Origin of the sequence: Rhodopseudomonas sp. P2A-2r (assembly GCF_026015985.1) — a bacterium.
Taxonomy (GTDB): Bacteria; Pseudomonadota; Alphaproteobacteria; order Rhizobiales; family Xanthobacteraceae; genus Tardiphaga.
In genome coordinates this window covers 812,944-827,902 of record NZ_CP110389.1, presented here as the reverse complement: position 1 = coordinate 827,902, position 14,959 = coordinate 812,944, and the positions used below count along the sequence as shown (strand labels likewise).

Below are 14,959 nucleotides of genomic sequence, written 5' to 3'. Positions count from 1 at the left end.
CGCCCCGGGCGCCCCGCGGGATCGGCAAATCCGGCGCCAGCGGCCTGCGCCGGCCTCAATCCTTGGCCTTCTTGGCCTTGGACTCCTTGGTCTTCGTATCTTTCGCGTCCTTGTCCTTCTTGTCCTTGCGCCGGTTGGTGAAGCGGGCATTGCCGAGACCGGTGCCGATGGTCAATACGCCCCAGCGCTCGACTTCCTGCATGAACGGCACCTCGCTGAGCCCCTGCGCCACGCCGTCGTTGTGCATCAGCACCGCGGTGTCATGGCCGCCGATGTCGGGGATGCCCTCGGCGATCAGCCCCGGCAGGTTGAACTTGCTGCTCTCCCAGTTGCCCGGCAGGTTCTGCGCGCCCTTCTCGATGGTGCCGTCCTCGTTGATCACGCCAGGGCAGGAAATGCCGATGAACGGCGCCAGCTTGAAGCCTTCCTTCTCGGCCGCCGCGAGCAGGTCTTTCAGCATCTTGACCAGCCGCTTCACGGCGCCCTCGCGGGTCGGCTCATCCTCGGCATGGCGCCACAGGTCGGATTTCCAGACCGAAGCCTTGGACAGGTCCGGCGCCTTCTTCCATTGCGTCTCGACGACGCCGCAGCGGATGTTGGAACCGCCGATATCGACGGCCAGAATGCTGTCATGCCCCTCGAAGATCCAGGACGGTGCCAGATGCAGGCAGCCGAGCAGCCCGGCCTCGTCGGGGTGAAAGCGAATCGGAATCATGTCGACGTTGAGGCCCTCGGCCTTCAGGATCAGGTCGGTGCGGGCGATCGCCAGTTCGCCGATCCGGCTCAGGCGGAAGCCGCCGCCGACCACAATGCATTCGGTGTCAGCCCAGGCTTTGCTCTTCAGAAAGCGCCGCGTGACATAGGCCAGTTCCTGGGCGAAATCCTCGATCGCACCGTGCACCAGCGCCGCGGCGGCGATGTCGTCGCCCGTCAGCGCCTCGTCGAGGGCGGATTTGCCAATTTCCTCGGTCGCCTTCTTGCCCAGGGGATCGTCGCCGTTCTTCTGCAGCGGTTTGCGCAGGCCATCGAGAATCCGCTGGAACGCCCCTTGCTGGCGCGGTCGCCCAGGAAACCATCATCGTCCTTCAACTCGATGTTGAAGCTGTCCACATCTACCGACGGCAGGCGCGTCGCGCCATGCCGGGCGATGCCGGTCGTCGTCACTGTATCGTCAGCCATGTTTGCCCCTGGAGATCCCGAGAATCGAGTGACAATGCGCGGGGAACCGGTTGGTTGCATGGCAGAAATGCCGCGGCAGCCCAGGTGGCGGGAGCCGGCGCAGCCCGGCGGCTTCTAGGGGTCAGAAGCGGCTGGATGACCTCGGCACTCTCGCCGGCCACGATATGCGGACCGGTATTGACGTCGATCACCGCCGGCATCGAACTGTCGATGCCGCCGTCCCAGCCGCCGCCGAGCGCCTTGGCGAGAGCAATGTAGGACGTCGCGATGGCGACGCGGCTGACGATCAGGTTGTCGTCGGCGGTGTAGGCCGAGCGCTCCGCGTCCAGCGCTTCCAGAAAACTCGTCGAGCCAGACGTATAAAGCGCGCGGGACAGCCGTGCAGCCTCGCCGTAGCGGCGCGAGGCCTCGGCCAGCCGCTTGATCTTGATGCGCTCCTGGGCCAGCGAGACGAGCGCGTTCTCCACATCTTCGAGTGCCGTCAGCACCGAGGCGCGCCATGCGAGATAGTATTGATCGCGTTGCGCACCGGCGATATCGACCGCCGCGCGCAGCTTGCCGCCATTGAAGATCGGCACGCTGATGCTCGGGCCGATCGACCAGCCGATCGAGGATGCCTTGCCGATATCGCCGACGTTCAGCCCGGTGGTCGAAACCGAGCCGGTGAGGCTGACGCTGGGATAAAGCGCGGCCTCGGCCTGACCGACCTTCGCGGTGTATTGTGCGTATTGGCGTTCGGCCTTGCGCACGTCGGGCCGCTGCACCAGCACATCCGCAGGAATACCGGTCGGCAATGGCAGCCGCGGCGCCGGAATCCGGACGACGGAGCGCAGCGACTGCGCCAGGGCGGTCGGCTCGCGGCCGAGCAACACTCCGATGCGATGCACAGCCTCGGCATAACTGACTTCGTAGGTGGGAATGTTGGATTCCGTGGTCGCGGCGAGGCCTGCAGCCTTGGCGGCATCCACCGCGGAGGCCGAGCCGGCGTCGAATTTCTGCTGGGTCAGTTGCGCCGTCTGCCGCTGCGAGGCCGCGGTGCGGCGCGCCAGCGCGATGCGGGCCTGGTAGCCGCGCATCTCGGCGTAGTTCGACGCGACATCACCCACCAGCGTCAGCAGCGTCGAGCGCAGATCGTCCTCTGCCGCATCCACTCCATAGGTGGCGGACTCGACCGCGCGACGATTGGCGCCGAACAGATCCAGTTCCCAGCTCGAATCGAAGCCCGACTGGAACTGGTTATACGTGAACGGTGCGGTCGCTATGCCGCCGCTGGTGCTCGACGCCGACCGATTGTAGGTGGCGGAGCCTGAACCGTCGACCAACGGCAGCAGCGCGCCGATCGCCTGGCGCCGGGTCGCACGCGCTTCGCGAATCCGCGCTTTGGCGCTTGCGACGTCGATATTGTTCTGCACCGCCTCCTCGATCAGGGCGTTGAGAGTCTGATCGCCCAGCCGGTTCCACCAGTGCGCCAGCGTGACCTGCTTTGGCGATGCCGCCTTGGCATTGCCCCAGCCTGTCGGTAGCGTGATCGGTGTACCGAAATAGTCCGGCCCGACGGCGCAGCCGGACAGCATCGCGCCGGACATCAGCAGCGCAATGAGCCGCGACATACGGGAGCGGCGGGCCCGGTACGGCAACGCGAATCGCTTGATCATGTGGGTACCGAGGGTGATGCCGGTTTGACCTCGGCAGTTGCTTTGTCTGCTGGTTGCTTGCGCTTGAACAGGCGGCGGACCGCGACGAACAGGAGCGGCACGAAAAAGATACCGAGCAGGGTCGCGGCGATCATGCCGCCCATCACGCCGATACCGATCGAATTCTGCGCGCCGGAGCCCGCGCCGGAGGCGATCGCCAAAGGCGTGACGCCGAGGATGAAGGCAAACGACGTCATGATGATGGGCCGCAGCCGCTGGCGGGCCGCGTCGAGGGTTGCCTGGATCAGACCGATTCCGGCCGCCTCCCGTTCGATCGCGAATTCAACGATCAGGATCGCGTTCTTCGCCGACAGGCCGATGGTCGTCAGCAGCCCGACCTTGAAATAGACGTCGTTGGTCTGCCCGAACAGATAGGCCGCGAGCAGCGCGCCGAAGATGCCGATCGGCACCACGAGCAATACCGCGAGCGGGATCGACCAGCTCTCATAGAGCGCCGCGAGACAGAGGAACACGACCACCAGCGAGATCGAATAAAGCGATAGCGCCTGGTTGCTGGAAAGCCGCTCTTGGGCAGATAGTCCGGTCCATTCATGACCGTATCCGGGCGGAAGTTTTGCCACGAGATTGTCGATCTCGTCCATGCCGGCGCTGGAACTGACGTTGGGCGCGGACTCGCCCTGGATCTCGACGGCGGCCGAGCCATTGTAACGCTCAAGACGCGGCGAACCGAAGGTCCAGTGGCCGCTGGCAAAGGCCGAGAACGGCACCATGACGCCCGACGAATTGCGCACAAACCAGCGACCGATGTCGTCGGGCTGCATGCGGAAATTACTCTCGCCCTGCAGGTACACCTTCTTGACACGGCCGCGATCGATGAAGTCGTTGACGTAGTCGCTCCCCCACGCCGTCGACAGCGTGGTGTTGATATCCGACAGAGTGAGACCGAGAGCGCTGGCCTTTTCCTGATCGATATCGACGGAATATTGCGGCTCGTCCTCCTGGCCGTTGGGACGGGTATTGACGACGGATTTGCTTTGGGCCGCCGCGCCCAGCAACTGGTTTCGGACCGCGATCAGCGCGTCGTGGCCGGTGCCGTTGATGTCCTGCAGATAGAAATCAAAGCCGTTCGAATTGCCCATGCCCTGGATCGCGGGCGGCGCCAGCACGAATATCCTGCCGTCCTTGATCGTCGAGAAGGTCCCCATGGCGCGACCCGCGACGGCCTGGGCATTCGATGCCGCGGTCTTGCGCTCAGCGAATGGCTTCAACTGAACGAACGCAATTCCGACGTTCTGCCCAGCGCCGCCGAATCCGAAGCCCGCGGAGGCGAAGACGCCCTGCACGGTGTCCTTCTCCTGAGTAAGATAGAAGTCGGTCACCTGCTGCAGCACCCGCTGGGTGCGATCCTGCGTTGCGCCGACGGGAAGCTGTACGGCCGTGATGAGGATACCCTGGTCCTCCTGCGGCAGAAACGAGCCCGGCAGCCGCACGAACATCACGCCGGTCACGATCACCATCGCCAGAAAGACGAGCAGGAAGCGGGTCGATCGTCCGATCATGCCCTGTGCGCCGCTGCGGTAGGCATGCGAACCGCGATCGAAAGAACGGTTGAACCATCCGAAGAAGCCCTTCTTGTCGGCATGATCGGTCGGCGGCCTCAGCAGCGTTGCGCACAGCGCCGGTGTGAAGATGATGGCGACTATCACTGAAAGGACCATCGCGGACACGATGGTCACCGAGAACTGCCGGTAGATCACGCCGACAGCGCCGCCGAAGAAAGCCATCGGCAGGAACACCGCCGATAGCACAGTGGCGATGCCGACCAGAGCACCGGTGATCTCGTCCATGGATTTGCGGGTGGCCTCCTTCGGCGAAAGCCCCTCCTCCTTCATCACGCGCTCAACATTCTCGACGACGACAATTGCGTCGTCGACCAGCAGGCCGATCGCCAGCACCATGGCGAACATCGTTAGCGTATTGATTGAATATCCGAAGATCGCCAGCACGCCGAAGGTGCCGAGCAGCACCACCGGCACCGCCAGCGTCGGGATGATGGTGGCGCGGATGTTCTGCAGGAACACGAACATCACGATGAAGACCAGTATGATCGCCTCGATCAGGGTCTTGACGACATCCTCGATCGACAGCCGCACGAACGGCGTGGTGTCATAGGGATAGAACACCTCCACCCCTGCGGAAATGTGCTTGAAAGGCGGGCAATGGTCGTCTGCACTGCCTGTGCGGTGGAGATGGCATTGGCGCCGGTCGCCAGTGTGATTGCCAGGCCGGCGGCGTTCTTGCCGTTGTAGGTCGCGCTGGTGGTGTAGCTTTCCGCGCCCAGTTCGACGGTAGCAACGTCGTTGAGCCGCACAAGCGAGCCGCTGGTTTCGCTCTTCAGAATGATGTTGCGGAACTGTTCGGGGGTTTGCAGCCGGCTGCGGGCGGTGATGCTCGCGTTGAGTTGCTGGCCACTGCGCGCCGGAAGGCTGCCGAGCTGCCCTGCGGAGACCTGGGTGTTTTGCGCTTCGATCGCGCTGGCAATGTCGCCCGGCATCAGCGCATATTTCGCCAGCTTGTCGGGATCCAGCCAGATCCGCATCGAATAGCCCGAAGCGAAAAGCTGGGTCTCGCCGACACCGTCGATGCGCTTGATCGTGTCGTTCATCGTGCTGTTGATGTAGTCGGCGAGGTCTATCGAGGACAGTTTGCCGTCGGAAGAGGCGAAGGCGATCACCATCAGGAAGCCGGTGGCAGACTTGGTGACTGACAGTCCCGAGGTCTGAACGATCGTTGGCAGCAGCGCCGTCACAAGCTGCAGCTTGTTCTGCACCTGAACCTGTGCTGTGTCACCGTTCGTGCCGCTCTTGAAGGTGATCGTGATCGTGGCGGCGCCGGTCGAGGTGGACGTCGAGGTCATGTAGTCGAGATTATCGATTCCCGTCATGCCCTGCTCGATGACCTTGGTCACCGAATTCTCGACCGTCTCGGCGTTGGCGCCGGCGTAGGTGGCACTGATCTTGACCGTGGTCGGCGCAATCTGCGGATATTGCGCGATCGAAAGGCTCTGCAGCGCAAGAATGCCGCCGAGCATGACCGAGATCGCGATCACCCAGGCGAAGATCGGGCGGTCAATGAAGAAGCGTGACATCGATCAATCCTTCGCCGCCGCAAGTGAGCGGGCATCCTCGGCAAAGCGGGTCGCCGCAGACGGCGCCAGCGCGCCCTGCTTGCGGCCTCTGACTTCACCGCTGGTCGGATCGATGGTGACTTCCACGGCCGTAACGTCGTCGCCCGGCTTGATCAGCTGCGTTCCTTCGACAACGATGCGGTCGCCATCCTTGATTCCGGTGGCGAGCCAATTATTGCCGACATTCCGGCTGACCGTCAGGACGCGCTGCTCGACCTTGCCGTCGGCTGTGACGAACATGCCGGTCGCCTCGCCCTTGCTGTTCCGCGTCACACCGCGTTGCGGAACCGCAAAGCTGTCCTGGGCGATGCCCTGCTCGACGATCGCGCGCACGTACATGCCCGGCAGCAACAGCCTGTCGGGATTGGGAAACACGGCGCGTAACGTAAACGTCCCGGTGGTTTCGCTGACGTTGGATTCGACGAATTCCAGCTTCCCGTCGTGATTGTAGATCGTGCCGTTGTCGAGCTTCAGCTTGACGCTGACATCGGTGCCGGCAACCTTGATCCGCCCCTCGCTTACGGCGCGGCGCCAGTTCAGCAGGTTGGTACTGGATTCGGTGACATCGACGTTGATCGGATCGATCGTGCGGATCGTCGTCAGGGCCGTGGTCTGGCTCGCAGTCACCAGCGCTCCTGGCGTCAGCGACGACTTGTCGATGCGCCCGCTGATCGGGGCGGTGATGTTGGTGTAAGCGAGGTTGATCCGCGCAGTTTCGACGGCGGCTTGGTTCGACGCCACGTCGGCCTTCGCCTGCGCGAGCGTGGCGACGGCGTCGTCATAATCTTGTTTGCTGACGGCGTTCTGCTTGATCAACGTGCCGTAACGCTCGACCTTTGCCTCCGCGTTCGGAACCGCTGCGTCGGCCTTTTGTTTCGCGGCGACGGCGCTGTCATAGGAGGCCTGATAGCTCGCCGGATCAATTTGATACAGGCTGTCGCCGGCAGTAACCTCACCGCCCTCCTTGAACTTTCTGGTCTTGATGAGGCCGTTGACCTGCGGACGAACTTCTGCGGTGAGCGATGCGGTTGTCCGGCCTGGCAGCTCTGTGGTGATCGCGATGGATTGCGGATGCAGCGTTACCACGCTGACTTCGGGTTTCGGCGGGGCGCCGCCCATCTTGGACGCCATGTCCGGCTGCTTGCCGCAGCCGGCAAGCAGCAGTACTAGGGCGCAGGCCATCGGGACGCTCACTCTCGGACCGCCGATCGAAAAGTGGTGGTTGGCGGTCATGCGAATTTGCACCTTGTGATTACAGTACGATGCAGTACCGTTATTCGGGGCAATCGCCTGCGTCAACCGACGAACTGTTTCAGCCCGTATCCAGCACTTTTAAAAAACAAAATATGGTCACAAAGGACAAAACGATCGCACCTGAGGCCCGGCTTCGCAGCCGCGGGCGCCCGAAGCTCGTCTCGGACGAGTCGCAGCGCCTGCTGATCGTGGAAGGTGCACGCCAGCTCTTCATCGAAAAAGGATATGGTCGTACCACCACCGACGATGTCGCCGCGCGCTGCAATATATCGAAGCAGACGCTGTATCGGCTGTTTCCCGGTAAGTCCGCATTGTTTGCGGCGGTGGTCGATGCGCATCGGCACAGCATGCTGGCACTGCCAGGCGATTACGATGCGCTGCCGCTTGAGCAGGCGTTGCAACAGATCTTCCAGATCGACATCGACCCGAAACTCGACGCGGAGCGCATGGCGCTACTGAGGCTGGTCATGCTGGAAGCCCAACAGTATCCGGAACTCGCAGAGATCCTCTGGCTATACGGCGCAGACAGGTCGCGCGCTGAACTGGCAAAATGGCTCACCCGTCAGCGAGATCGCGGGCTGATCCAGTTCGATGATGCGGAAAGCGGGGCGCGCATCCTGATGGACATGATATTCGGTGCGCTCGTTCTGAAATCTGGCGAAATCTCGACGGGTTCGTTGAACCCGAAGCGCCGGCCCCACATCCAGACATGTATTTCGATATTCCTGAACGGCGTGAAACCCCGGTAGACGGACCGAATCCGGACAAAACACGGCGCGATCGGCGACAGAAGCCCCCGGACAATGGCAGCAAATGCGCCGTCCGAACCGCACGGAAGGCGCTAAATCCTGCCTGAATGGAGCATTTTTCGGGACCTTTTCCTTGACTCGCGGACTTGGCAGACTATAAGTCCCGCATCCGGCGCAGGTTTTTCCTCGCGCCGATTGTTTTTGCGCGTTGGTGGCAACGTCCGCTCTTCCGCAGAAATTCGCCGAAATCCCCATGGATCCGGCGACGCCCGTATCAAGAACAACAAAAAGCCGACCCATCGAGGTTGGATCGAAAACGAAGGAATATAACGATGTTCGCAGTCATCAAGACCGGCGGGCGGCAGTACCGCGTCGTCCCTGAAGATGTGCTCGAAGTAGGCAAGATCGAAGGCGAAGTCGGAACGATCATCCAGCTTGGCCAGGTTCTGGTGCTCGGCGGCGATACGCCGGTGCTCGGACTTCCGATGGTCGAGGGCGCCACCGTGGCGGCCGAGGTGCTGTCGCACAAGCGCGGCCCCAAGATCATCTCGTTCAAGAAGCGCCGCCGCAAGAATTCGCGCCGCAAGCGCGGTTACCGCGACGAGATCACGGTGCTGCGCATCACCGAGATCCTTGCCGATGGCAAGAGGCCGACAGTCGGACCGCGTCCGAAGCGCGAGAAGGCCGTTCCGGCCGCTCCCGTCGACGCTGAAGACGCCGCTTAAACGACATCGCATGTGGCGCCACGCGCGCCGCGAAAATTTGATCGGAATTGAGATCATTCCCGCAGGGACGTGATCTGGAATTTATCGAGATTGGAGACGGGCCATGGCTCACAAAAAAGCAGGCGGTTCATCGCGAAACGGTCGTGATTCGGCAGGCAAACGCCTCGGAATCAAGATGTATGGCGGCGAGCGCGTGATTCCCGGCAATATCATTGCGCGTCAGCGCGGCACCACCTGGCACCCCGGCCTTAATGTTGGCATGGGCACCGATCATACGCTGTTTGCGAAGGTCGAAGGTCACGTCGAGTTTCGCGCCAAACGCAACGGCCGCACATTCGTATCGGTACTCCCGATTCTCGAAGCCGCGGCCGAGTAGTACGGTGGACACATTGGAGTCCGCCGGGTCCTGTTGAACCGGCGGAGCGCCAAAAGTGGGCTCCAGGGGAGGCGGGAAACCGGCCTCCCCTTTTCTATGGTGCGCTGCTTCGGGGCGCACGCAGGAGCCCGAGATGCTGCAGGATATCCCAACCCCGACACGGCAAGAGACCAGAGCTTGCGTCCTCGAGACCGAACGGCTGAGCTTACGCAGGCCGACGCTCGCGGACGTAAAAGCCATTGCGCGCCTGGCCAATGACCGGCGCATCGCCGAAATGACCCGCCGGCTGCCGCACCCTATCTGGAAGACGATGCCGCGGCCTTCGTCAGCACGCTGGCTGATGCCGGCGGCGAAACCGTATTCGTGATCGAGCGCGACCATCAGCCGGTCGGCATGGTCGGCGTCGACTGGCGCGACGCGGAATCGCCGGAGCTCGGCTACTGGCTCGGCGTCGAGCACTGGGGCCGGGGCTATGCCACCGAGGCGGCCCGCGCGGTGATCGACTACACATTCGAAGAATTCAGCGTCGATCATCTCATGTCGGGCGCACGCGTCGCCAATCCGGCGTCGCGCAATATCCTGGAAAAGTGCGGCTTCCAGTGGAGCGGCGTGCAGTTGCACCGCTTCGAGGCGCTGGGCTCGTCGACCCCGGTCGACTGCTTCCGCCTGAACCGCACCGTGTGGTCGTCGCTGAAACACTGGGGCGACGCGACCCGAAGGTAGGCGACCGCTGCGTGCCTCTCCCCACGGGAGGAGCACAGCAGCACCGGTGCGCGCGCTGCCGGCGACCGTTAGCTGATCGCTTACCAAATCTTCCGGTTCTCTCCATACTCCGTACAAGTCCGGCTATCCGGCCTCGCAACCGCCCGATAGACCCAAGCTGTAACGGGGGAGACCGAGATGCCGGATCAGATGACGCAGTCGACGGCCAGAAGCCGCGACTTCCTGGATTCTATCCAGCAAGAGCTGGATCGCTTCGAGCGATACGAAAAAGGCCTGCTGGCCGACGACAGGAAAGAACGCGAGCAGCGGCTGGCCGCGCGATTCGCGACCTCCGGCCTGGACCTTTCCTTCAAATAGGGAATTCGCGGAGGTCGCAGCGCGCCATCTGCGCGCCGCCATGCGGGCTTCGCCACGTCCCTGTCGCGGCTACGAGCGGTGCCGGAACGCCGGTTCACACCACCGGCGGACTCACATCCGGCACGTGCCCGAGCTTGCGTTCGCGCAGGAAGATGTACAGCCCGGCGGCGACGATGATCGCTGCGCCTGCCAGCGTCGCCACCGACGGCAGGTCGCCGAACACGGCATAGCCGAACAGCACGGCCCAGATGATCATGGTGTACTGATAGGGCACCACCACACTGGCCGGCGCCAGCTTCAGCGAGCGATTGACGCACAACAGCGCCGACACCGACGTGACCCCGCCGAGCAGAAACAGGGCGTAATCCGCCGCCGTGGGCGCGATCCAGCCGATCGGCGCCATCACTGCGCCGAAGCTGAGCGAGCCGATGAACTGCGTCGAGGCCAGCACCACGTCCGGTGCGGCGCGCAGGCTGCGGGTCATCAGCATCAGGGTTGCGAACGACGCACTGCCGCACAATGCGATCAGCGCCGGCCAGGTGAAGCTGCTGGCGGACGGCTGCAATGCCACCAGCACGCCGCAAAAGCCCACGGCCACCGCGCTCCAGCGTCGCCAACCGACCGGCTCGCCGAGAAAGATCGCCGAGCCAGCAGTGACGAAGATCGGCACCGCGAGGTAGTAGGTGATGACGTCGGCCAGCGGCAGGTACGCGGTGGCGCAGAAGAAAGCGGCGACGTCGACGGTGGACAGCACCATGCGCAACAGCTGCAACCACGGCCGCTCCAGCCGCAGGAATTCCCTGCGATGACGCCAGATCGACGGCGCCAGCACCAGAAGCGCGGCACCGGCGCGCAGCAGCAACAGCTGGCCGACCGAATAGGTCGTCACCAGCAGTTTGCCGATAGCGTCGCCGAACGCGAACAGGCAGATGCCCGCCAGCATCAGGCCGATGCCGGCGAGACGGGCAACACGGTTGTCGGCGGCGGTCGAAATGGTCGCAAACATGCCTAGATGAGCCTGTACAGAACGCCCGGGATGAGCGGCTTGGTTAATGCGCTGTGTGTCGTCTACGACGCGCCGGAAGCCGCAGCAAGGCCCGAAAATGCAGGCTTTTTCGCGAGCAGCCACGCATCAAAGGTTGCCGCAACCACCCCCTGCGATACGGATACGACATGAAATTTCTCGATGAAGCCAAGGTTTATATTCGCTCCGGCGACGGCGGCAACGGTTGCGTGGCGTTTCGCCGCGAGAAGTATATTGAGTTCGGCGGCCCCTCGGGCGGCAATGGCGGGCGCGGCGGCGACGTGATCGTCGAGGTCGTCGACGGCCTCAACACGCTGATCGACTATCGTTACCAGCAGCACTTCAAGGCCCCCAAGGGCACCAACGGCATGGGCAAGGACCGCCACGGTGCCAACGGCAAGCCGGTCACGCTGAAAGTACCGGTCGGGACCCAGATCTTCGACGAGGATCGCGAGACCCTGCTGCACGACTTCACCAAGCTCGGCGAGATCTTCGTGCTGGCCGAAGGCGGCAATGGCGGTTTCGGCAACGCCCACTTCAAGTCGTCGACCAACCGCGCACCGCGCAACGCCAATCCCGGACAGGTCGGCGAAGAGCGCTGGATCTGGCTGCGGCTGAAGCTGATCGCCGATGCCGGCCTGGTCGGCCTGCCCAATGCCGGCAAGTCTACCTTCCTGTCGGTGGTCTCCGCCGCCAAGCCGAAGATCGCCGACTATCCGTTCACCACCCTGCATCCGCAGCTCGGCGTGGTCGACGTCGACGGCCGCGAATTCGTGCTCGCCGACATTCCTGGCCTGATCGAGGGCGCCCATGAAGGCGCCGGCCTCGGCGACCGATTCCTCGGCCACGTGGAACGCTGCCGTGTGCTGCTGCATCTGATCGACGCCACCTGCGAGCATGCCGGCAAGGCCTACAAGACCGTGCGCACCGAACTCGACGCCTATGAGGGTGATCTCGCCAACAAGGTGGAGATCGTCGCGCTCAACAAGATTGACGCGGTGACGCCCGAGCAGTTGAAGCAGCAGAAGGACCGGCTGAAGCGCGCCTCGAAGAAGACGCCGCTGCTGATCTCCGGCGCCACGGGCGAAGGCGTCAAGGATGCGCTGCGCGCGCTGGTCGCTGAGATCGGCGAGGCGCCGGTATCGGATAAGGCCAAGGCCGCAGGGGCTGCGGCGCCATGGGCGCCGCTGACCACCTGAGCCGCGTCGCCGCCTGATCGCTTCCTTTTCGCCAAAGCTCCGATATGTCGCTTCCTGAACTGAAAAACTTCCGCCGCATCGTCATCAAGGTCGGCTCGTCGCTGCTGATCGATTCAGGCAAAGGCGAGGTGAAGGCGGCGTGGCTGACGGCGCTGGCCGCCGATATCGCCAGGCTTCATGCCGATGGCCGCGACGTCCTCGTGGTCTCCTCTGGCTCGATCGCGTTAGGCCGCAGCAAGCTCAAACTGCCGCGCGGCGCGCTGAAACTGGAAGAGAGCCAGGCCGCCGCCGCTGTCGGCCAGATCGCACTGGCACGAATCTGGTCGGAGGTGCTGGGCCATCACGGCATCGGCGCCGGCCAGATCCTGGTGACCCTGCAGGACACCGAGGAGCGCCGCCGCTATCTCAATGCACGCTCGACCATCGCCAAGCTGCTGGAATGGCGCGCGGTGCCTGTCATCAACGAGAACGACACCGTCGCTACCAACGAAATCCGCTACGGCGACAATGACCGCCTCGCCGCCCGCGTTGCCACCATGGCATCCGCCGATCTGCTGGTGCTGCTGTCGGATATCGACGGCCTCTACACCGCGCCGCCCGGCGCCAACCCCGATGCGAAGCTGATTCCCGTCGTCGAGTCCGTCACCGCCGAGATCGAGGCGATGGCCGGCGCGGCCGAATCCGAACTGTCGCGCGGCGGCATGTACACCAAGATCGAGGCGGCCAAAATCGCCACCACTGCAGGCACCCACATGGTGATCGCCTCCGGTAAGGTCGAACATCCCTTGCAGAAGATCGCCGATGGCGGCCTCTGCACCTGGTTCCTGAGCCCCGCGAATCCTGTCACCGCGCGAAAGCGCTGGATCGCGGGCTCGCTGGAGCCGAAGGGCACGTTGACCATCGACGCCGGCGCCGTCAAAGCCCTGCGCGCCGGCAAGAGCCTGCTGCCGGCCGGCGTGATCCGGGTCGACGGCCAGTTCTCCCGCGGCGACGCCGTGGTGGTGCGCGGCCCTGACGGCGGCGAGATCGGCCGCGGCCTGGTCGCCTACGACGCCGACAATGCCGACCGGATCAAGGGGCACTCGTCGCCCGACGTGGCGATCATCCTAGGCATCAGCGGCCGCGCCGAGATGATCCATCGCGACGATCTCGTGATCGGCGCCGCGCCGGGCTAACCGGGCAATATCTTGTGGGCTCCGGGAGCCTGTTCGCAAACGGGCAACGTAAGACGCGCAATTGCTCAATCTGACACGCGATGCAAACGCAGCGAGTCACGGGGTCTATAGCGCTCGGCCTGTATTCCGCAACTTGCGAGAAGCACCGGGCGCGCTGTTCAAATATTCCTTACGCGCCTCAAACTCATGCCGTTGAGCGGGAAGGATGAATGCGCGGCGTGTAGCCATCGCGGCGGAAGAAGGCGACCCGGTCCATGTCCAGTTCGACGCCGATGCCGGGGCCCGTCGGCACCTGCAACACGAAGTCGCCGTAACGCAGCGGCGTCGCGAGAATCTCCTCGGTCAGGAGCAGCGGACCGAACAGCTCGGTCCCCCATGCCAGTTTCGGCAGCACGCAAAACGCCTGCGCTGACGCTGCAGTACCGACGCCGCCCTCAAGCATGGTGCCGCCGTACAGGCCGATGCCCGCGGCCTCGGCGATCGCCGCCATCTTCACCGCGTCGTAGAGACCTCCGGCCTGGTTGATCTTAAGCGCAAAGACGTCGGCCGCCCCGCGCGCGGCAATATCGAAAGCGTCGGTGGTGCCGTGCAAGGCCTCGTCGGCCATGATCGGCACGGCGAACCGACCGCTGAGGCGGGACTGGGCGCCGCGATTGTCGCGCGACAGCGGCTGCTCGATGAGGTCCACGCCGGCCGCTTCCAGCGCCGGAATGCCGCGCCGCGCGTCCGGCTCGCTCCACGCCTGGTTGACGTCGACCCGCACGCTCGCGCGGTCGCCCAGCGCCTTCTTGATGGCCGCGACGTGCGCCACGTCATCGTCGACGGAGCGCAGGCCGATCTTCAGCTTGAAAATGTTGTGCCGGCGCGCGGCGAGCATCTGCTCGGCCTCCTCGATATCGCGCCCGGTGTCGCCGCTGGCCAGCGTCCAGGCCACAGGCAAGGTGTCGTGCTGCCGTCCCCCGAGCAGCTCCGACACCGGCAGGCCGAGTCGCTTGCCGAGCGCATCGAGCAATGCCGTCTCCACCGCACATTTGGCGAAACGATTGCCTTTGACGCGCCGCTTCACCTCGTTCATCAGCACGGCGACGCGCGACGCGTCCTGACCGATGATCGCGGATGCGATGTATGTGCCCACCGTCAGCTTGATGCCTTCGGGGCTCTCCTCGCCGTAGCTGAGGCCACCGATGGTGGTACCCTCGCCGATCCCCACCGTGCCGTCCGAACACCGGATCATCACGAGAACGAGAGTCTGGCTGTTCATCGTATGCATCGACAGGCGATGCGGACGGATCGTCGGCACGTCGACCAGGATGGTTTCAACCGCCTCGACGCGAATGGCCACGGGGGTGCTCATGA

The 14,959-nt window shown here is 63.9% G+C and carries 10 protein-coding genes and 3 pseudogenes; 7 read left to right on the top strand and 6 right to left on the bottom strand.

What is annotated here, in order from left to right; genetic code table 11:
* Nucleotides 1-55 precede the first annotated feature (55 nt).
* From ONR75_RS03845 to ONR75_RS03830, 4 genes and pseudogenes are all read right to left on the bottom strand, one after another.
* Nucleotides 56-1,179, bottom strand: a pseudogene (locus ONR75_RS03845) (ROK family protein).
* Nucleotides 1,161-2,834, bottom strand: coding sequence for an efflux transporter outer membrane subunit (locus tag ONR75_RS03840; RefSeq protein WP_265081457.1), 1,674 nt, complete (start codon nt 2,832-2,834; stop codon nt 1,161-1,163). Before ONR75_RS03840 ends, ONR75_RS03845 begins: the two are co-directional and overlap by 19 nt.
* Nucleotides 2,831-5,982: pseudogene (locus ONR75_RS03835) on the bottom strand (efflux RND transporter permease subunit). Before ONR75_RS03835 ends, ONR75_RS03840 begins: the two are co-directional and overlap by 4 nt.
* A 3-nt stretch (nt 5,983-5,985) precedes the next feature.
* Complete coding sequence (locus ONR75_RS03830; protein ID WP_413776489.1) at nt 5,986-7,203, bottom strand: efflux RND transporter periplasmic adaptor subunit; 1,218 nt, start codon at nt 7,201-7,203, stop codon at nt 5,986-5,988.
* A gap of 80 nt (nt 7,204-7,283) precedes the next feature.
* Here ONR75_RS03830 and ONR75_RS03825 point away from each other — a divergent pair, with 80 nt between their 5' ends.
* From ONR75_RS03825 to ONR75_RS03805, 5 genes and pseudogenes are all read left to right on the top strand, one after another.
* Nucleotides 7,284-8,024, top strand: coding sequence for a TetR/AcrR family transcriptional regulator (locus ONR75_RS03825; protein WP_265081455.1), 741 nt, complete (start codon nt 7,284-7,286; stop codon nt 8,022-8,024).
* Nucleotides 8,025-8,356: 332 nt separating this feature from the next.
* Nucleotides 8,357-8,749 carry a 50S ribosomal protein L21 gene (gene rplU / locus ONR75_RS03820; RefSeq protein ID WP_265081454.1) on the top strand — a complete coding sequence of 131 codons (393 nt, stop codon included), beginning with the start codon at nt 8,357-8,359 and terminating at the stop codon, nt 8,747-8,749.
* Between the two features lie 103 nt (nt 8,750-8,852).
* Nucleotides 8,853-9,125, top strand: coding sequence for a 50S ribosomal protein L27 (gene rpmA / locus ONR75_RS03815; RefSeq protein WP_265081453.1), 273 nt, complete (start codon nt 8,853-8,855; stop codon nt 9,123-9,125).
* A gap of 133 nt (nt 9,126-9,258) precedes the next feature.
* Nucleotides 9,259-9,848: pseudogene (locus tag ONR75_RS03810) on the top strand (GNAT family N-acetyltransferase).
* A 177-nt stretch (nt 9,849-10,025) separates the two neighbouring features.
* Nucleotides 10,026-10,205, top strand: a complete 180-nt coding sequence (locus ONR75_RS03805; protein WP_265081452.1) for a hypothetical protein — start codon at nt 10,026-10,028, stop codon at nt 10,203-10,205.
* 94 nt (nt 10,206-10,299) lie between these two features.
* Here the strand turns inward: ONR75_RS03805 and ONR75_RS03800 are convergent, their stop codons facing one another.
* Nucleotides 10,300-11,211, bottom strand: coding sequence for a DMT family transporter (locus tag ONR75_RS03800; RefSeq protein WP_265081451.1), 912 nt, complete (start codon nt 11,209-11,211; stop codon nt 10,300-10,302).
* A gap of 167 nt (nt 11,212-11,378) precedes the next feature.
* On the opposite strand from ONR75_RS03800, the gene obgE reads away from it, so the two are divergent.
* Both obgE and proB read left to right on the top strand, forming a co-directional pair.
* The gene (obgE, locus tag ONR75_RS03795) at nt 11,379-12,428 is read left to right on the top strand and encodes a GTPase ObgE (RefSeq protein ID WP_265081450.1); all 1,050 of its coding nucleotides are present in this window, start codon (nt 11,379-11,381) and stop codon (nt 12,426-12,428) included.
* A 44-nt stretch (nt 12,429-12,472) separates the two neighbouring features.
* Nucleotides 12,473-13,603 carry a glutamate 5-kinase gene (gene proB / locus ONR75_RS03790; protein WP_265081449.1) on the top strand — a complete coding sequence of 377 codons (1,131 nt, stop codon included), beginning with the start codon at nt 12,473-12,475 and terminating at the stop codon, nt 13,601-13,603.
* 184 nt (nt 13,604-13,787) lie between these two features.
* Here proB and ONR75_RS03785 read toward each other — a convergent pair whose 3' ends face one another.
* A complete protein-coding gene (locus ONR75_RS03785) occupies nt 13,788-14,957 on the bottom strand; it encodes a muconate/chloromuconate family cycloisomerase (RefSeq protein WP_320109688.1) in 1,170 nt (389 codons plus the stop codon).
* Nucleotides 14,958-14,959 lie beyond the last annotated feature (2 nt).

Bases quoted from the DNA above. Each gene is read 5' to 3' on its own strand.
- ONR75_RS03840 (WP_265081457.1), bottom strand. From the start codon at position 2,834: ATGATCAAGCGATTCGCGTTGCCGTACCGGGCCCGCCGCTCCCGTATG.
- ONR75_RS03830 (WP_413776489.1), bottom strand. From the start codon at position 7,203: ATGGCCTGCGCCCTAGTACTGCTGCTTGCCGGCTGCGGCAAGCAGCCG.
- ONR75_RS03825 (WP_265081455.1), top strand. From the start codon at position 7,284: ATGCAGTACCGTTATTCGGGGCAATCGCCTGCGTCAACCGACGAACTG.
- rplU (WP_265081454.1), top strand. From the start codon at position 8,357: ATGTTCGCAGTCATCAAGACCGGCGGGCGGCAGTACCGCGTCGTCCCT.
- rpmA (WP_265081453.1), top strand. From the start codon at position 8,853: ATGGCTCACAAAAAAGCAGGCGGTTCATCGCGAAACGGTCGTGATTCG.
- ONR75_RS03805 (WP_265081452.1), top strand. From the start codon at position 10,026: ATGCCGGATCAGATGACGCAGTCGACGGCCAGAAGCCGCGACTTCCTG.
- ONR75_RS03800 (WP_265081451.1), bottom strand. From the start codon at position 11,211: ATGTTTGCGACCATTTCGACCGCCGCCGACAACCGTGTTGCCCGTCTC.
- obgE (WP_265081450.1), top strand. From the start codon at position 11,379: ATGAAATTTCTCGATGAAGCCAAGGTTTATATTCGCTCCGGCGACGGC.
- proB (WP_265081449.1), top strand. From the start codon at position 12,473: ATGTCGCTTCCTGAACTGAAAAACTTCCGCCGCATCGTCATCAAGGTC.
- ONR75_RS03785 (WP_320109688.1), bottom strand. From the start codon at position 14,957: ATGAGCACCCCCGTGGCCATTCGCGTCGAGGCGGTTGAAACCATCCTG.